16 protein-coding genes are annotated in these 17,155 nt (G+C 62.7%); 9 read left to right on the top strand and 7 right to left on the bottom strand.

The genetic code is table 11. The annotated features are described in order from the left end of the window. Nucleotides 1-71: 71 nt before the first annotated feature. From AABA34_RS12265 to AABA34_RS12225, 9 genes are all read left to right on the top strand, one after another. Entirely contained in the window at nt 72-719 is a 648-nt protein-coding gene (locus AABA34_RS12265) for an adenylate kinase (RefSeq protein WP_252258113.1), read from the top strand. A gap of 64 nt (nt 720-783) precedes the next feature. Beyond that, nucleotides 784-1,545: an SRPBCC family protein gene (locus tag AABA34_RS12260; RefSeq protein WP_338302862.1), complete on the top strand. Its 762-nt coding sequence runs from the start codon at nt 784-786 to the stop codon at nt 1,543-1,545. Between the two features lie 316 nt (nt 1,546-1,861). After that, nucleotides 1,862-2,230 carry a 30S ribosomal protein S13 gene (gene rpsM / locus AABA34_RS12255; RefSeq protein WP_034954442.1) on the top strand — a complete coding sequence of 123 codons (369 nt, stop codon included), beginning with the start codon at nt 1,862-1,864 and terminating at the stop codon, nt 2,228-2,230. Between the two features lie 57 nt (nt 2,231-2,287). After that, on the top strand, nt 2,288-2,677 hold the full coding sequence (gene rpsK / locus AABA34_RS12250) for a 30S ribosomal protein S11 (RefSeq protein ID WP_007164597.1): 390 nt from the start codon (nt 2,288-2,290) through the stop codon (nt 2,675-2,677). 125 nt (nt 2,678-2,802) lie between these two features. Further along, complete coding sequence (locus tag AABA34_RS12245; protein ID WP_252258111.1) at nt 2,803-3,858, top strand: DNA-directed RNA polymerase subunit alpha; 1,056 nt, start codon at nt 2,803-2,805, stop codon at nt 3,856-3,858. Nucleotides 3,859-3,938: 80 nt separating this feature from the next. Further along, complete coding sequence (gene rplQ, locus AABA34_RS12240) at nt 3,939-4,355, top strand: 50S ribosomal protein L17 (RefSeq protein WP_034954436.1); 417 nt, start codon at nt 3,939-3,941, stop codon at nt 4,353-4,355. Nucleotides 4,356-4,440: 85 nt separating this feature from the next. Next, complete coding sequence (locus tag AABA34_RS12235; protein WP_338302860.1) at nt 4,441-5,868, top strand: serine hydrolase domain-containing protein; 1,428 nt, start codon at nt 4,441-4,443, stop codon at nt 5,866-5,868. 134 nt (nt 5,869-6,002) lie between these two features. Beyond that, nucleotides 6,003-6,572, top strand: coding sequence for a hypothetical protein (locus tag AABA34_RS12230; RefSeq protein WP_034954434.1), 570 nt, complete (start codon nt 6,003-6,005; stop codon nt 6,570-6,572). Between the two features lie 131 nt (nt 6,573-6,703). Then, on the top strand, nt 6,704-7,510 hold the full coding sequence (locus AABA34_RS12225) for a hypothetical protein (RefSeq protein ID WP_338302859.1): 807 nt from the start codon (nt 6,704-6,706) through the stop codon (nt 7,508-7,510). Here the strand turns inward: AABA34_RS12225 and AABA34_RS12220 are convergent. From AABA34_RS12220 to AABA34_RS12190, 7 genes are all read right to left on the bottom strand, one after another. Beyond that, complete coding sequence (locus tag AABA34_RS12220) at nt 7,501-8,187, bottom strand: trimeric intracellular cation channel family protein (RefSeq protein ID WP_338302858.1); 687 nt, start codon at nt 8,185-8,187, stop codon at nt 7,501-7,503. The two genes, AABA34_RS12225 and AABA34_RS12220, sit on opposite strands and share 10 nt — an antisense overlap. Beyond that, the gene (locus tag AABA34_RS12215) at nt 8,184-8,882 is read right to left on the bottom strand and encodes a PepSY domain-containing protein (RefSeq protein ID WP_338302857.1); all 699 of its coding nucleotides are present in this window, start codon (nt 8,880-8,882) and stop codon (nt 8,184-8,186) included. Before AABA34_RS12215 ends, AABA34_RS12220 begins: the two co-directional genes overlap by 4 nt. A 24-nt stretch (nt 8,883-8,906) precedes the next feature. Beyond that, nucleotides 8,907-10,265 (bottom strand): amidase family protein, encoded by a 1,359-nt coding sequence (locus AABA34_RS12210; protein ID WP_338302856.1) that lies wholly within the window; start codon nt 10,263-10,265, stop codon nt 8,907-8,909. A 56-nt stretch (nt 10,266-10,321) separates the two neighbouring features. Continuing rightward, nucleotides 10,322-11,725 (bottom strand): dihydrolipoyl dehydrogenase, encoded by a 1,404-nt coding sequence (gene lpdA, locus AABA34_RS12205; protein WP_338302855.1) that lies wholly within the window; start codon nt 11,723-11,725, stop codon nt 10,322-10,324. Between the two features lie 100 nt (nt 11,726-11,825). After that, on the bottom strand, nt 11,826-13,061 hold the full coding sequence (locus AABA34_RS12200; RefSeq protein ID WP_338302854.1) for a class I SAM-dependent methyltransferase: 1,236 nt from the start codon (nt 13,059-13,061) through the stop codon (nt 11,826-11,828). A gap of 10 nt (nt 13,062-13,071) precedes the next feature. Beyond that, on the bottom strand, nt 13,072-14,289 hold the full coding sequence (gene odhB / locus AABA34_RS12195) for a 2-oxoglutarate dehydrogenase complex dihydrolipoyllysine-residue succinyltransferase (protein ID WP_338302853.1): 1,218 nt from the start codon (nt 14,287-14,289) through the stop codon (nt 13,072-13,074). A gap of 31 nt (nt 14,290-14,320) precedes the next feature. Then, entirely contained in the window at nt 14,321-17,137 is a 2,817-nt protein-coding gene (locus AABA34_RS12190) for a 2-oxoglutarate dehydrogenase E1 component (RefSeq protein ID WP_338302852.1), read from the bottom strand. Nucleotides 17,138-17,155 lie beyond the last annotated feature (18 nt).

Genomic DNA, 17,155 nt, shown 5'->3' with positions numbered 1-17,155 from the left:
GAGTGCTGATCAGGCACACATAAGCGCGCGGACGCCCAATCGATTCGCGCGTCAAAAGGGGGTTGTTTTTCGTGAACATCATTCTTCTTGGCCCTCCCGGGGCAGGCAAAGGCACTCAGAGCGCCGGTCTGGTCGAGCGCCACGGCATGAAGCAGCTTTCCACCGGAGACATGCTCCGTGCGGCCGTGAAGGCGCAGACCCCTGTCGGGATCGAAGCCAAGGCGGTGATGGATCGCGGGGAACTGGTTTCCGACGACATCGTGTCCGCACTGATCGACGAAAACCTTGCCGGCATGGATGCGGCGCAAGGCGCGATCTTTGACGGATACCCGCGCACGGCGGCGCAGGCAGATCAACTCGATGCGCTGCTGGCGAAACATGGCCGCACGCTCGATCACGTGATCGAACTGGAAGTCGATGTGGACGCTCTGGTCGAGCGGATCACCGGTCGGTTCTCCTGCGGCAATTGCGGCGCGCTCTATCATGACACCGCCAATCCGCCCTCAAAGGAAGGCGTGTGCGACAATTGCGGCTCGACCGAGTTCAAGCGTCGCCCCGACGACAATGAGGAAACCGTACGCACCCGTATGGATGAATACCGCGCCAAGACCGCGCCGATTTTGCCGGGTTACGAAGCGCGCGGGATCGTCACGCGGGTCGACGGGATGGCCGGGATCGACGAAGTGGCCGCCGCTGTGGATGCAGTGCTCGCCGGATAACCGATCCGGGCTTTCCAGCTTCTGCCTTATCCCCTAGTCAGCAGGGGACGAGGAGGACGCGATCTTGCGTAAATCAACAATGTTTCTGGCCGGTGCGGCTATGGCTGCCACTGCTTCGCCTGCGTGGGCCGAAGTGGTGCAGGCTGACGAGGATCACTTCGTCACCCGCAACGAGGCGGTGGTGGAGGCAGATCCCAAGGCGACCTGGCTTGCCCTGATCAGCCCGGCGCGGTGGTGGTCGAGCGAGCATACCTGGTCAGCCGATGCCGCCAATCTGACACTCACCCCGCAAGCCGGCGGCTGTTTCTGCGAACGCATTCCCGAAGTTCAGGACAACGCACGCATCACGCTCGAAGGCAGTGTCGAGCATATGCGCGTGATCCAGGCCTATCCCGAAGTTGCCCTGCGGATGAGCGGAGCGCTTGGTCCCTTGCAAAGCGAGCCGGTGACAGGTGTCCTGACGATCGCGATCAGCAAGGTCGAAACGGAGCAGGGCGAGGGCACGCGCATCGTCTGGGAATACAATGTCGGCGGCAAGATGCGCTATCCGGTGCCGGTGATCTCGACTGCGGTTGACGGCGTGATGACACTGCAACTCACGCGTCTTTCCGAACTGCTGGGTCAGGTCGTTGCTCCCAAGGTGCCTTCGCAGGTTGTTGCTCCTGAGCCTGAGCCCGAGCCTGAGTCGGAAACTGAGACTGTGCCCGACGTGGAGGGGGAGGCCCCCATCACGATCGATCCCGAAGCGGTTATCGAGACGGAGGAGCCTCGCGGCCCCAGCGTTGACGAGGCGTTTGACGATCTGGCCAGCGAGCCGGGCAGTTAGGTATTGGGCGCGCCTGCCGCTTCCCGTTTTGACAGGCGGGGGCAAGGTGTATTACCCAGGTTGAAAGCGTGCCGCAGCGGCCCATATGGGCGGCTCGGACAAATCAGCGTGTGCAACGGTTGACGGATCACTCGAATCACCGTAAGCGCGCCGTTCATTCGACACGTTCGAGTCCAGTCCGGCAGGCACTGCCCGTATGCGGTGTGCCAACCGGACTTTTGCTGTTTAAGCATCGGTCTTGTTCGTGCCGGGTGTTTTTAGCGTCGAGATAGGGGTGGCCCCAAGGCCAAAGCCCCTGTGGAGCATGGAGAATTAAGTGGCTCGTATTGCCGGGGTAAACATCCCCACCAACAAGCGCGTTATCATCGCGCTCACCTACATTCACGGAATTGGCCGCACCACGGCTGTCCAGATCGCCGACAAGCTTGGCATCCCGCACACCGCGCGCGTTCAGGATCTCACCGATGAGGAAGTCCTGCGTATCCGCGAAACGATCGACGCGGACTACACCGTCGAAGGCGATCTTCGTCGCAACACCGCGATGAACATCAAGCGCTTGATGGACCTCCGCTCGTATCGCGGCCTGCGTCACCGTAACGGCCTGCCCGTTCGCGGCCAGCGCACGCACACCAACGCCCGTACCCGCAAGGGCAAGGCCAAGCCGATTGCAGGGAAGAAGAAGTAAGCACTGGTTTCGACCAGAGGCTTTTCCCTTTTTCCGCATTTATAAGGAACTGGAACAATGGCACGCGAACCCGGCAAAGTAAGGCGCCGCGACAGGAAGAACATCACCAGCGGCGTTGCGCACATCAACGCCAGCTTCAACAACACCATGATCACCATCACCGATGCTCAGGGCAATGCTATCAGCTGGTCCTCGGCAGGGATGATGGGCTTCAAGGGTAGCCGTAAGTCGACCCCGTATGCAGCGCAGGTTGCTGCCGACGACGCCGGCAAGAAGGCAGCCGAACACGGCGTCCGCACCCTCGAAGTCGAAGTGAAGGGCCCCGGTTCGGGCCGTGAAAGCGCGCTGCGCGGTCTTGCAGCGGTCGGCTTCAACATCACTTCGATCCGTGACGTGACGCCGATCCCGCACAACGGCGTGCGTCCGTCCAAGCGTCGCCGCGTCTGACCGATCAAGGGGCGGCGCCGGATGATCCGAGCGCCGCTTCCCGAACGGACTGGCATGACGCTGACGAGCGTCGCCGGCCCGCCCACAACACTGAACCGCTTACGTAAGCGAACTAGGGGAAATCCATGTCCGTCAATATGAAGAACTGGCAGGAACTCAAGAAACCCAACGCTCTTGAAATCAAGGATGGCGGCGACAAGCAGCGCAAGGCCACCTTCGTAGCCGAACCGCTTGAGCGCGGCTTTGGCCTGACGCTCGGCAATGCCCTGCGCCGCGTGCTTCTGAGCTCGCTTCAGGGCGCAGCGATCACCTCGATCAAGATCGAAAACGTCCTCCACGAATTCTCGTCGCTCGCCGGCGTGCGCGAAGACGTGACCGACATCGTGCTGAACGTGAAGCAGATCGCGCTCAAGATGGAAGGCGAAGGCCCCAAGCGCCTGCAGCTTTCCATGACCGGCCCGGCAACCGTCAAGGCTGGCGACATCGCCGTTACCGGCGACATCGAAGTGATGAACAAGGATCTCGTCCTGTGCCACCTCGATGAAGGCGCGACGCTGAACATGGAACTCACCGCCGACACCGGCAAGGGCTACTCGCCCGCAGTGCAGAACCGTCCGGTTGATGCGCCGATCGGCCTCATCCCGGTCGACTCGCTGTATTCGCCGGTGCGTCAGGTCAGCTACAAGGTCGAAAACGCCCGCGTTGGCCAGGAACTCGACTATGACAAGCTGTCGCTGACCGTCGAAACCGATGGCACCGTCACCCCTGAAGACGCCGTGGCCTATGCCGCGCGCATCCTGCAGGACCAACTGACGCTGTTCGTCCACTTCGAAGACGGCATCCCGCAGCCGCAGTCGGCCATGATCGGCCACGCTGCCACGCCGCAGGAAGACGACGCCAACCAGCTCAACCGTTACCTGCTCAAGAAGGTCGACGAGCTGGAGCTTTCGGTGCGTTCGGCCAACTGCCTCAAGAACGACAACATCATCTACATCGGCGATCTGGTCCAGAAGACCGAAGCCGAGATGCTGCGCACGCCGAACTTCGGTCGCAAGTCGCTCAACGAGATCAAGGAAGTTCTCAGCAGCATGGGCCTGCGCCTCGGCATGGACATCCCCGGATGGCCGCCTGAGAACATCGAGGAAATGGCCAAGAAGCTCGAACAAGAGCTGCTCGGCTGAACTGGTACCGGCGGCGCACCATAAGCGCCGCCAGCACTGGGGTACCTGAAACGGCCCCTTTTCGAACGGAGTAAAAGAATATGCGTCACGGAATTTCTCAGCGTAAGCTTGGTCGCAAGTCGGGTCACCGCACCGCCATGTTCCGCAACATGTCGGCCGCGCTGATCAAGCACGAGCAGATCATCACCACGGCCCCTAAGGCCAAGGAACTGCGCCCCTACATCGAAAAGCTGATCACGCTGGCAAAGCGCGGCGGCCTTTCGAACCGTCGTCTCGCCATGAGCCGTCTGGGCGACGAAACCCAGCTGAAGAAGCTGTTCGACGTTCTGGCTGAGCGTTACAGCGACCGCGACGGCGGCTACACCCGCGTGATCAAGGCCGGCCTGCGCGCAAGCGACGCCGCTCCGATGGCCGTGATCGAACTGGTTGACCGCGATGTCGACGCCAAGGGCCAGGATTCGGGCCCGGTGGAAACCAGCGAATACGAAGACGCGTAAGCGTTTTCGCCAAGCGAAATTCGAAGGGCCGGTGGAGCGATCCGCCGGCCCTTTTCTTTTGCGCTGCGCATGGCAAGAAGGCGGGATGAAGAAATCCCTCGTTGCGATAGCCGCCGCCAGCCTCGTCTTCGGCTGCGGCCCCACCTCCGCCCAGTCCGCGCAGGACCAGCTCGACGAACGCTACAACCGCGCGCTCGCAGCCGGGTACAAGGCGCTGTTCCTGTGCGGTGCGATTGCCAATGCGGAGCGCAACGGTGCGGTGCGAACGGAAGGAAGCGTGCACGAATGGGAGCTGACCGGGGTCTACTCAGCCATTGATCCCATCGTGCGCGATCTGGATTATCGAGTGCTGCGCGATGCGGATGGATACATCACCCATGTCGAGGTTGACTGGACTGACGATATGCCGCCCCGCTTTGCCGATGCGGAGCGCGGTGACGGATGCAGGCTTGCCCCCATCGGCCTCGCGCCGAGCATGCCGGAGACGGCAGTACTCGGATCAGAGCAATCATCCGATACCGATAAGGCGAACGAGCCCGCGAGCTTTAACTTCGTGATCGAGGGCGGCGGCAAGGCTCCGCCCTACAAACCCACTGCAATCGATCAGGTTCTCGCCGACGCGCATGAGGACAAGTATGGCGAGGGCACGCGCACTACCGCGGCGCTGGTGCGCATCAATCGGGAGGGCAACGGTCTTGTAGAGTCCGCTCGATATACTGCCGGTTTTGATAACGAGACTCCTCAGCGGACATGGTCAGTCGCCAAGAGCATCGCAGCAACGTTGGTCGGGGTTGCAGCCCATCGAGGTCTGCTCGACGTCAAAGACAGAACTGGTCGCGAGGAGTGGCAACGTGATGCCCGACGTGCGATTACCGTCGATCATCTCCTCCGGATGGCTTCGGGCAGGTATTCCGACACTCCCGGCAACCGCACCGACCCACTCTACGCGGGCGGCTCCACTGTCGAGGAGACGGCAACCGACTGGCCGCTGATCCACATGCCGGGGACACAGTTCCGCTACGCCAACAACGATACGCTGATGGCGGTCAAGGCGATCTCGGATCGGGACGCGGATTTCGACCCCGCGGCATTCTTCAAGGCGGTCGGGATGGATCACACCGTTGCCGAGACGGATTGGGCGGGGGACTACATCCTTTCCAGCCAGGTCTGGTCGACCGCGTCCGATCTTGCTGATCTTGGCCAACTCCATCTCAACGATGGTGTTCTTCCCTCGGGCGAACGCATTCTGCCCGAAGGTTGGGTCGAATATATCTCCACCCCCAGCGGCCCTCAGCCGGACGGGCCGTTCGGCTATGGTGCGGGCTGGTGGCTGATGAACAAGTCGGAGGGCATTCCGCCCGATACCTTCGCCGCTTTTGGCAATCGCGGGCAATATGTCGTCGTCGTGCCGAGCCGCAATGTCGTGATCGTGCGGCGCGGTGAGGATCCGGCGGGCAACCGCTTCGACATTGCCGCTTTCACCCGCGATGTGCTGGCTGCGCTTCCTGAATAGCGTTCAGGTAAAATGCGAGTAACCTGAATGTCCGCTGCAAGCCTCGGTCAGAATCACCTCAGAATCGTTCATCTAAAACGGCTTCACAGTGAACGGAAATTCTTCCGCCACTGAAAACCCGAGGATGAACCGAAATGACTGATCTGAAAAAGACCATCACCAAGGCCACGCTCGGGACTGTCGCGGCTGGCGCGATGGCCCTGGCGTCGGCAACCCCTGCCATGGCAGGAGATCGCAACCGCGACCGTGGCGGTATCGACGCCGGCGATGTGATCGCCGGAGCCGTTGTCATCGGTGGCATCGCCGCGTTGGCCGGAGCCTTCGATGGTGATCGCGACCGCCGCTATGACGATCGCCGCTACAATGATCGCCGTTATGATGATCGCCGCTATCGCGACCGGCACTACAATGATCGCCACTATGGCAATCGCTTCAACTATCGCGGTGGCCACCCTGATCGCGCGGTTCAGCGCTGCGTCAACGCGGTCGAGCGTGAAGCGCGCCGCAACGGCTTCCGCTACGCTCAGGTGACGAGCATCCGCGATGTCGACCGCGAACGGCGCGGCTGGGAAATCGAAGGCCGGATCGAAGTGGCCGACGGCTATCGCTGGGGTCGCGGAGTCGACCGGGGCCGCTTCAGCTGCGACATCCGGCGCGGTCGGATCGTCGACATCGACTTTGACAACATCCGGGGCCTGCGCTGATCGCGGTGGATAACCCGGCATCACAACCAAGGCGGTTCAGGCAAGCGTAAGCCTGGACCGCCTAACTTTGCGCCCATCATTGAGCGAATGGTGGGCGCTCTCGCACAATTGAGAAACAGGAGGGAGCATTCATGGCTCACCACACCCGCTTGGCCGGATATGCCGGTTTCGTTGCCGCGGCATCGCTCGCGTTCACTCCGGCACAGGCCATGGCCGCTGAAACCGCTGTCGGCGGCGCCTTCGGCTATTCAAATGCAATCCACGCGCAATTTGCAGACGGGCAGGGCGGCGCTTTCGGTGCCAGCACCTATGATGCCGATGCGCAGAACGCCGAATGGCGGCGCTGTGGCTGGCGCGGATGCTGGCGCGGGCACCGCCGTGGCATTCGCGGAGGCGATGTGCTGGCGGGCGTGCTGGTGCTTGGCGGGATCGCGGCGATTGCCAGCGCGGCGAACAACAACAACCGCCGCCGTGATCGCGAAGTTGTCGTGGTGGAGCGTGAGCGGGTTCGGAATGATCGCGACTATGATTACCGCCCCGAAAACCGTCGCACCAATCGCAGCACCACCGGCGGTTCGGGGATCGACAATGCGGTCTCGCAATGCCTCAACGAAATAGAGCGTGATGTGCGGGTCGACAGTGTCGATGGCGCAAGCCGCATCGCGCAGGGCTGGGTTGTCACCGGCACGCTGTTCAACGGATCGGGCTTCACCTGCCAGATCGACAACAGCGGGCGCATTTCCGATATCGATTACGGCGGCTTTTCAGGCTCCGCTGCTGACGGCCAATGGTCTGATCAAAGCTATGCCGACGCACGTGGCGCGCTGGGCGGACAGCCCTATGCCGCAAATGACCGGCAGCCGCTTGTCCCGCTGACTTCGGACAATATGCCGGCCTATCCCGGCGGCCCGGTGCCGGGCGAAACCTATCAGGACTGATTCGTGGAGGAGGAGGGAGGAGTGCTCTCGGTAGCGCTCCCCTCTTTCCCGTCTCCATAGCTGGGCAATCCCAGCTCGAACCGGATCGCCGCTGCACGCAGCGCGAAACCGCAAGCAAACGCCATGCTCCACACCGCCCAGTCGGGCAGGCCTAGCATGGGAGCGACTTGCATTCCGGCGACCGTAATCGTCGCAGTGAGAGCGGCGGCGGTGACATAGAGTTCGGGCTGCATGATGATCGAAGGCCGCCCGGCCACGACATCGCGGATCACCCCGCCGACACAGCCGGTGATCACGCCCATCAGCGCAGCGGGCACGGGCGGGATGCCATAGGCGATGGCTTTCGCGCTGCCGAGCACGGCATAGGCGGCGAGCCCGATCCCGTCGGCATAATCGAGCAGCTTGCCCTCCCAGATGCGGACCGGGGTGAACCACGCGATCAGCGCCGTTCCAAGGCACACCGCCGCAACCCAGGGATCGGTGATCCAGAACACCGGCGCATCGATCAGCAGATCGCGCACTGTGCCCCCGCCAACGCCCGTCACCAGCGCGAAGAAGCCCATCGTGACGAAGGTCTGCCGTTCCTTGGCCGCGACCAGTGCGCCTGACAGCGCGAAAACGGCAATCCCGACGATGTCGAGCAAGTCCAGGATCGGGGTAAGGACAGTTTCGTTCATGCCGCGGGAGCCGTTACCCTGGCTTTGCGGCGGCGGAACATCAGCACGCAGCCGAACAAGGTACCCGCCAGTGAAAGGGCCGCGAACAGGATGAGGATCGGATGGCTGGTATCCTCACGTTCCGACAGATCCATGATGTGCAGCCCCCACATGAAGTCGAACCACCGCCACCAGCTGGTGCGAACTGCCTCGATCTCTCCGGTGTCGCGGCCGATATAGACATGCGCGCCGTCCTCCAGCGCGATCTGCCAGACGGGCATCGGGCGACGGAAATCGAACGGCACTTCGTCGGCGTCGAAGAAGGTGACGCTGCGCACCTTGTCTCCGCCCGCGATCCGTTCCGCCGCGATGGCCCGCGCCTCTGGTGCATCGAGGGCCGGGATAGGCGCCCCGCTGTCCACATCGACCCGGCTCGTCACGCCATCAAGCGTTGTCAGGATCGCCACCGCGCGGCCATCCTGCATCCGCATCGTGATCTCTGCCAGCTGTGCGTCAGGCGTCGCCAGATCGCTGCCGGCGATGATCAGCGCCTGCTGCTCGACCGGCAGGCGCAGGTGATTGCCGCGCACCTCGTCAATCGGCTTGACGACCATGAACAGGCCGGTCGCGGTCCACATCGCGATCGGAACGCCTACCAGCCAGCCCAGCCAGATATGCCATTTGGCGAGACGCTGCATGATGGGTTTGTTTGCCATGGCGCCCGCCATGACGAATGCCGGTCAGCCGTGCAAGATTTTACCGATTTCTCCGGCGGCGTGGATGCAGTCGAGGTCGCTCATGCGCGGCCCCATGACCTGCATTCCGCAGGGAAGCTGTGACCCTTCGTAATGGCCGCTGCCGATGGGCAGGACCGTGGCCGGAAGGTTGGGGAAGGTGGCAAGCCCCGCCCAGGCAAGCCCGGCTGCACCCGGAATGTCCTGCCCGTTGACGCGGATCGTGCTGTCGAACACGCGCTTCTCGTTGTGCGGCACCGCCAGCACCGGGGCGGGCGGGGCAAGCACGAAGTCGTAGGTTTCGAACAGGCGCGCCCATTCGAATTCATTGGCGGCCTGCGCGTCGAGCAGGTCGAACCAGTCGGTCGCACTGGCGCGCTTGCCATTGGGCGCGGGCGCACCGCGCGCCATCGCGGTGTTGAGCATCCGCATGTAATGGCCCTGTTGCGCGGCGAGATCGGGGATCAGATCGCTGGCACGGTCAACCGAGATACCCGCCGCGATCAGCGCCGCGATCGCCGCTTCGGTCGGTTCGGATACGCTCGCATCGACGGGGCAGCCGGGATATTCGGTGATAGCCAGCAGGCGGCATTGCTTCAGCGGCTTGCCCCTGCGTGAAAGCGCGTATTGCGCGCCCACCTGAGTCAGGATCGCGAGATCGTCGGCGTTGCGGGCCAGCGGCCCGGCGATGGAAAGCGCGCCGTCATGCGCGGCGACAAAGCCGGGGCGACGCGCCATCATCGGGTGATCATGGCCCTGCTTCGATACCAGCCCCCATGTCGTCTTGTGGCCCCAGACCCCGCAGAAATGCGCCGGAACCCGCACTGAGCCGCCGATGTCGGTGCCATATTCCCCCGCCACCATGCCGCTGGCGACCGCCGCCGCGCTGCCGCCCGACGATCCGCCCGGAGAACGCGATGTATCATGCGGATTGTTGGTGCGGCCATAGACCGGGTTGACGCTCTGCCAATCGGTGAGGTCGACAGGGACATTGGTCTTTCCGATGATCACCACGCCTGCCGCTTTCAACCGCCGGACAAGCTCGCTGTCGCGCGGCGCGATGTAATCGGTCAGCCGTTCATGACCCCAGCAGCTTTGCAGCCCTTCGACATCGAAGCTTTCCTTGACCGTCATCGGCACGCCGAACAACGGCTGGTCACCCACCGGGCCGCGCGCATCCATGGCCATGGCCGTTGCTGCCGCGCGTTCGAAATCGGGCACGGCAAGCGCGTCGATCTCGGCATCGTAATGCTCGATCCGGGTAATCGCGGCATCGACCGCTTCGGCGACACTCATCGCGCCGCTGCGGATCGCCGCCGCGGTTTCGAGCATCCCCGGTTTGTCGGTCAGTTTCGGATAGGCCATATTGTGAATTCTCCCCTCGGCCTTGGGGTCTAGGCAAAGCCGGGGGAGGGATCAATTCACATATGGATCGGCTTGCCCTGCACCGCCATTGCCGCTTCCTTGAAGGCTTCGGCGTGGGTGGGGTGCGCGTGGCAGGTGTAGGCGATGTCTTCGGACGTCGCGCCGAATTCCATCGCCTGCGCGGCCTGTGCGATCATCGTGCCGGCAAGGCTGTTGATCATCCACACGCCCACGACGCGATCGGTTTCGGCATCGGCGATCACCTTGACGAAGCCGTCGGTGTCGCGGTTTGCCTTGGCGCGGCTGTTGGCCATCATCGGGAACTTACCGACTTTCACGCTGCCGCGTTCCTTGGCCTCTTCTTCGGTCAGGCCGACGCCTGCGATTTCGGGGGCGGTGTAGACGACGCTGGGGATCACATCGTGGTTCACTATGCCGGTCAGCCCTGAGATGTTTTCGGCAACCGCAATGCCTTCATCCTCGGCTTTGTGCGCCAGCATCGGGCCGGGCACCACGTCGCCGATGGCCCAGATGCCGTCGATCTTGGTGCGGAAATCGTGGTCGATCTCGATCTGGCCGCGGTTGTTGACCTGCAGGCCCGCCTTGTCGAGCGCCAGCCCTTCGGTGTTCGGGCGGCGGCCGATGGCGACCAGCACGTGGCTTGCTTCGATCACCTGTTCATCGCCGCCGGCAGATTTTTCGACCGTGAGCTTCACGCCCTTCTTGTCGGCCTTGGCACCGGTGACCTTGTGGCCGAGCATCATTTCCATGCCCTGCTTCTTGAAGATCTTGTGCGCTTCCTTGCGCACTTCGCCGTCCATGCCGGGGAGCAGCTGGTCGAGGAATTCGACCACGGTGACTTTCGCGCCCAGACGGCGCCACACGCTACCCAGTTCGAGGCCGATCACACCGCCGCCGATCACGACGAGGTGCTCGGGCACTTCTTCCAGCTCAAGCGCGCCGGTCGAATCGACGATCCGCTTTGCCGCATTGTCGACTTCGACGCCGGGCAGGGGGGTGACGCTCGATCCGGTGGCGATGACGATGTCTTTTGCAGTGACGGTCTGATCGCCCACCTTCACGCTGTGCGCGTCTTCGAACGCGGCGTGGCCTTTCAGCCAGGTGACCTTGTTCTTCTTGAACAGGAATTCGATCCCGCCCGTCAGCTCGCCCACGGCCTTGGTCTTTTCGGCCATCATCTTACCGAGGTCGAGCGTCGGCTTGGCGGTGATGCCCCAAGTGGCGAAGTGACCGCCTTCGGCTTCCTCGAACAGTTCCGAACCATGCAGCAGCGCCTTGGACGGGATGCAGCCGACGTTGAGGCAAGTTCCGCCCAGCGTTTCGCGGCTTTCGACGCAGGCGGTCTTCAGACCCAGCTGCGCGGCGCGGATCGCGGCGACATAGCCGCCCGGGCCAGCGCCGATGACAAGGCAATCGTAGTCGTAGGAGTGTTCGGCCATGGTTCGAATGATCCCGTTTTCTATGGCGTGTGTTTTCGTCCGGTGCCCATGTAGGCAATGAAGGCCGCAAGTGCCATTGCTACTTTCGGCCAAACTGTTGTCATTTCTTGCGCCGCAAGTGCCAGTAAATGCCCACTGTCACATATTTTTCGAGCGCGGGTATGATCGAAGGTATCAGCATCGCCTTCAGCGCCAATGCCTTGAGCGGGTGGCTTGCGACATTGCGGCGGGCGGAGACGATCTCCACCGGCAATCCTTTGAGCGCGGCGCGGAAATCGGCTGGCGTCGCCCCGCTAAAGCCCAGTTCCTGGATCGTCTCGGGCGAATTGCCGTCATCGTCCACCAGCCTGTCCAGGAAGGCGCGGTTGCCGCGCGGCAGATGCGCCCATGGGATGCGGGTTTCCATCAGTCGGTGATGGCCGAAAGGGGAATACCACAAGGGTGCGAAACCGATGAAGAGTTCCCCGCCCGGCTTGCACGCGTCGACGACCTTGGCGAGCGTTTCGGACAAGTCCATCACGTGCTCCATCACGTCAACGGAGGTAACGATATCGGCGGGTTCGACATCCATCTCGCGGATGTCCTGACAGGCAAACCGCACGCGCCCGTCCCATTGGCTGGCGACTTTCCAGTTGGCAAAATCGACATAGGACTGGTTGAGCTCGATCCCCAGTGCGCTGTCCGCGCCGGCTTCCATCATCCGCTGCACCATGCCGCCACGTCCGCAACCGAAATCGATCACGCGCTTGCCCGCTACATCGGGCATCCCGCCAAAGCGCGCCCAGAATTCGGGGAAGCGATCGCGCAGGAAATCAGCGTAGCGGCGCTCGTCGAACTTCATCTTGTCGAAGAATGCGCGGGCTTGTCCTTCCTGCGGATTGAGATGGGCTTCATAGATGCCCTGCCACGGCAGACCCTTCCTGACAGTTTCTGGCGCGGGTTCGGGATATTTCGCCTTTACCCGTTGCTGATCCTCCGGGGGAAGCGAGCGGAGCCAATCGAAGAAGACGTGCCAGTAATCCTCGCCATGCCCCATGCGCCAACCGATGGAGCCACGCGGAATGTCTGGCGCATAGACCCACGGAGGGGGCAGCAATCCCTCTTCGTCGCGGTGGCTATCGGCGTAGGCTACCGGGTCGTATCGCGGCACGCCAAACGTGTCATAGAACATACCGCCACACGCCTCAGGCGGGGAGTGAGCGGCCTTGTATTCGTCCTGCTGCGCGTCGCCGAGATTGGTGAACCAGTTCCGCCACTCCTCCAGATAGTCGCTCATTGCGACCATCCAGAATTTGTCGGCGAACTTTTCAGGCTCGACTTCCCACGGCGGGCGCATCGGTTTGACCTTACAGGTCGATCAGCATCCGGGTCGGATCTTCGATCGCTTCCTTGATGATCTTGAGCGCGGTCACGGCCTCGCGCCCGTCGATCAGGCGGTGGTCGTAGGACAGGGCGATGTACATCATCGGGCGGATCACGATCTGGCCATCGACCACGACCGGGCGGTCTTCGATCCGGTGCAGGCCCAGCACCGCAGACTGCGGCGGGTTGATGATCGGAGTCGACATCAGCGATCCGAACACGCCGCCGTTCGAGATGGTGAAAGTGCCGCCCTGCATGTCGGCCATGGTCAGCGTGCCTTCCTTGGCGCGCTTGCCGAAATCGGCGATGTCTTTCTCGATCCGGGCAAAGCCTTTGTCCTGGCAATCGCGGATCACCGGAACGACAAGGCCGTTGGGCGCGCTGACGGCCACCGAAATATCGACGTAGTCGTGGTACACGATCTCGTCGCCGTCGATGTAAGCGTTGACGGCGGGCACGTCCTTCAGCGCGAGGCAGGCCGCCTTGGCGAAGAAACCCATGAAGCCGAGCCGGATGTCATGCTTCTTGGCGAACAGGTCCTTGTACTTGTTGCGCGCCTCGATCACCGCCGACATGTCGACATCGTTGAAAGTGGTGAGCAGCGCGGCGTTTTCCTGCGCGCCCTTCAGCCGCTTGGCGATGGTCTGGCGCATCCGCGTCATCTTTACCCGCTCTTCGCGGCGCTCGCCCGTGGTCGCAGCCGAAGCTGCCGGTGCGGTGGCTGCGGGTGCAGGGGTGGGCGCGGGCGTGCTCTTGGCCTTGGCTGCGGCCAGCACGTCTTCCTTGGTCAGGCGACCGTCCTTGCCGGTGCCCTTGATGGTGGAGGGGTCAACCCCGTGTTCCAGCACCGCGCGGCGCACCGCAGGCGACATGGTGACGGCGGCATCGCCAACGGCTTCCTTGGCGGCAGCAGGTGCCGGGGCAGGAGCAGGCGTGTCCGACTTCGAAGCGGCAGGCGCGCTCGCGCCTTCCTCGATCACCGCGATCACCGCGCCGACTTCCACCGTGTCACCCACGGCAAAGCGGTGTTCGGACAGGATCCCGGCGACCGGCGAGGGCACATCGACGGCGACCTTGTCGGTTTCGAGGCTGCAGATCGGTTCGTCGACGGCGACCGGGTCGCCCGGCTGCTTCAGCCATTCGCCGATCGAGCCTTCGGTGACCGATTCACCCAGTGCCGGGACAGTGATTTCAGTGGCCATTTTCGTATTTCCTCAGCTTTGCTGAATTCGTTTACTTGGTGAGACCGAGCGCGTCGGCGACGAGTTTCGCCTGCTGCTCCGCATGACGTTTGGCGAGGCCGGTGGCGGGCGATGCGGCGGCATCGCGTCCGGCATAGATCGGGCGTTTGCCGTCATGCCCCGCAGCGGTCAGCGCGTCCTCGATCTGGTTCTGGACGAAGAACCACGATCCGTTGTTCTTCGGTTCTTCCTGACACCAGACAACCGTTTCAAGATTGGTCATCCGCGAAAGCCGCAAGGCCAGCGGATCGCCGGGGAAGGGATAGAGCTGTTCGATCCGCACGATCGACACGTCTTTCAGCCCTTCTTCCTCACGCTTTTCGTGCAAGTCGTAATAGACCTTGCCCGAACACAGCACGAGCCGCTTGACCTTGTCGTCCGCGACTTCGGTGATGTCCGAAAGGATGCGCTTGAACTGGCTGTCGCCGAGGAATTCCTCGCGCGTGCTTTTCGCCAGCGGGTGACGCAGCAGCGACTTCGGCGTCATGATCACCAACGGCTTGCGGAAATTGCGAAGCATCTGGCGGCGCAGCACGTGGAAGTAATTCGCCGGAGTGGTGATGTTGCAGACCTGGATATTGTCGTTCGCGCACAGTTGCAGGAACCGTTCGAGCCGGGCCGAGGAGTGTTCCGGGCCCTGGCCTTCATATCCGTGCGGCAGCAGCATCACGAGCCCGTTTGCGCGCAGCCACTTGGCCTCGGCTGCCGCAATATACTGATCGATCATGATCTGCGCGCCATTGGCGAAGTCGCCAAATTGCGCTTCCCACAGCACCAGCGATTTCGGGTCCGCCATTGCAAACCCGTATTCAAAGCCGAGCACGCCGTATTCGGACAGGGTGCTGTCATAGACCTCGAACTTGCCGTGCGGCAGGGTGGTGAGGGGAATGTACTTCTCCTCGGTCTTCTGATCGACCCACACGGCATGGCGCTGCGAGAAGGTGCCGCGCCCGCTGTCTTGTCCCGACAGACGCACGCCGTAGCCTTCCATCACGAGGCTGCCGAACGCCAGCGCCTCTGCCGTCGCCCAGTCGAAGCCTTCGCCGGTTTCGAACATATCGGCCTTGGCCTTGAGCACGCGGCCCAGCGTCTTGTGGATGTCGACACTGTCGGGAACCGTCGTCAGCACCGTACCGATGCGGTCGAACATCTTGGGTTCGATCGCGGTTTCGATATTGCGGCGCGCGGTTTCATCGTCAGCCGGCTTGTTGAAGCCCGACCACCGCCCGCCGAACCAGTCGGCCTGATTGGCAGAATAGCTCTTGGCCGCTTCGAATTCCTCTTCGAGCATGGCGACGAATTCCGCCGTGACCTGATCACGGTGGCCTTCCTCGATCACGCCTTCGGCAATCAGGCGCTGTTCGTAGACGCGGCTCACCTTGGGGTGCTTGCCGATCATCTCGTACATCAGCGGCTGGGTGAACTTGGGTTCGTCGCCTTCGTTGTGGCCAAAGCGGCGATAGCACCACATGTCGATCACCACGTCGCGGTGGAAGGTCTGGCGGTATTCGACCGCCAGCTTGCACGCGAAAGTCACCGCTTCGGGATCGTCGCCGTTGACGTGCAGGATCGGCGCCATCACGCCCTTCGCCACGTCGGACGGGTAAGGCGACCCGCGCGAGAATTTGGGCGAGGTGGTAAAGCCGATCTGGTTGTTGATGATGAAGTGGATGCACCCGCCCGTGTCATAGCCGGGCACGCCCGACAGCGAGAGGCTTTCCCACACCACGCCTTGCCCTGCGAATGCGGCATCGCCGTGGATCAGGACAGGCAGAACCTGCTTCTTGTTGTCGAGATCGTCGCGGATCGCCTGTTGCGCGCGCGCCTTGCCCAGCACCACCGGGTTGACCGTTTCGAGGTGCGACGGGTTGGGGGTGAGCGACATGTGCACGCTGATCCCGTCGAATTCGCGATCGGTCGAGGTGCCGAGGTGATATTTCACGTCGCCCGAACCGCCCACGTCCTCCGGGTTGGCGGTGCCACCCGAAAATTCGTGGAAGATCACCTTGTAGGGTTTGGCCATCACGTTCGCGAGAACGTTCAGACGGCCACGGTGCGCCATGCCATAGATGATTTCGCGCACGCCCGCGCTGCCGCCATGCTTGATCACGGCCTCCAGCGCCGGGATCATCGATTCCCCGCCATCGAGGCCGAAACGCTTGGTGCCGACATATTTGCGGCCCAAGAATTCCTCGTACTGCTCCCCGCGCAGTACCGCGGCGAGGATCGCCTTCTTGCCTTCGTCGGTGAAGTGGATCGTATCGCCGGGGCTTTCGAACTTGTCCTGCAGGAAACGGCGTTCCTCGGTGTCGGCGATGTGCATGTATTCCAGGCCGACCTTGCCGCAATACACTTCGCGCAGGCGATTATAGAGTGCGCCCACCGTGGTCCATTCCATGCCCAGCACGCCGCCGACATAGACTTCCTCGTTCTCCTTCCCGGCAAGGCCGTGGAAGGCGAGCGAGAGGTCTTGCGGTTCGCTGCGCTTGGTCGACAGGCCCAGCGGATCGAGATCGGCGGCCAGATGCCCGCGCACACGGTAAAGCCGCACCAGCGTCATCGCCGCAATCGACAGGCTGGCCGCGTTCTCGATCGCCTTGGGATCGGTCGGCTTGCCCGCGGCCTTCGCCGCCTTGGCAACCGCTTCCTTGGCATCGAGCAGCATCTGAGTGGGGTCCATTGCCCCGGTCAGATCGGCTCCGGCCTCGGATACGGTATCAAGCCATGCGGGATTGCCCCAGGACGGGCCGGGTTGCGGCCCTTCCTGGTCGGTCATCTGCGGAATGAAATCGTGCTGTTCTTTACCCATGTGGGTTCTCCTGGGGAG

The sequence above is a fragment of the Erythrobacter sp. Dej080120_24 genome (assembly GCF_036322605.1).
In the GTDB taxonomy this organism is placed as follows: Bacteria; Pseudomonadota; Alphaproteobacteria; order Sphingomonadales; family Sphingomonadaceae; genus Erythrobacter; species Erythrobacter aurantius.
Note: the sequence above shows the minus strand (reverse complement) of the source record. Positions and strands in the feature narration are given on the sequence as shown.

What these genes read in the sequence shown, in the direction of transcription:
- odhB (WP_338302853.1), bottom strand. Translation starts at nt 14,289, where the DNA reads ATGGCCACTGAAATCACTGTCCCGGCACTGGGTGAATCGGTCACCGAA.
- AABA34_RS12225 (WP_338302859.1), top strand. Translation starts at nt 6,704, where the DNA reads ATGGCTCACCACACCCGCTTGGCCGGATATGCCGGTTTCGTTGCCGCG.
- AABA34_RS12200 (WP_338302854.1), bottom strand. Translation starts at nt 13,061, where the DNA reads ATGCGCCCGCCGTGGGAAGTCGAGCCTGAAAAGTTCGCCGACAAATTC.
- rpsK (WP_007164597.1), top strand. Translation starts at nt 2,288, where the DNA reads ATGGCACGCGAACCCGGCAAAGTAAGGCGCCGCGACAGGAAGAACATC.
- AABA34_RS12245 (WP_252258111.1), top strand. Translation starts at nt 2,803, where the DNA reads ATGTCCGTCAATATGAAGAACTGGCAGGAACTCAAGAAACCCAACGCT.
- AABA34_RS12235 (WP_338302860.1), top strand. Translation starts at nt 4,441, where the DNA reads ATGAAGAAATCCCTCGTTGCGATAGCCGCCGCCAGCCTCGTCTTCGGC.
- AABA34_RS12220 (WP_338302858.1), bottom strand. Translation starts at nt 8,187, where the DNA reads ATGAACGAAACTGTCCTTACCCCGATCCTGGACTTGCTCGACATCGTC.
- AABA34_RS12230 (WP_034954434.1), top strand. Translation starts at nt 6,003, where the DNA reads ATGACTGATCTGAAAAAGACCATCACCAAGGCCACGCTCGGGACTGTC.
- AABA34_RS12190 (WP_338302852.1), bottom strand. Translation starts at nt 17,137, where the DNA reads ATGGGTAAAGAACAGCACGATTTCATTCCGCAGATGACCGACCAGGAA.
- lpdA (WP_338302855.1), bottom strand. Translation starts at nt 11,725, where the DNA reads ATGGCCGAACACTCCTACGACTACGATTGCCTTGTCATCGGCGCTGGC.
- AABA34_RS12215 (WP_338302857.1), bottom strand. Translation starts at nt 8,882, where the DNA reads ATGGCAAACAAACCCATCATGCAGCGTCTCGCCAAATGGCATATCTGG.
- rplQ (WP_034954436.1), top strand. Translation starts at nt 3,939, where the DNA reads ATGCGTCACGGAATTTCTCAGCGTAAGCTTGGTCGCAAGTCGGGTCAC.
- AABA34_RS12210 (WP_338302856.1), bottom strand. Translation starts at nt 10,265, where the DNA reads ATGGCCTATCCGAAACTGACCGACAAACCGGGGATGCTCGAAACCGCG.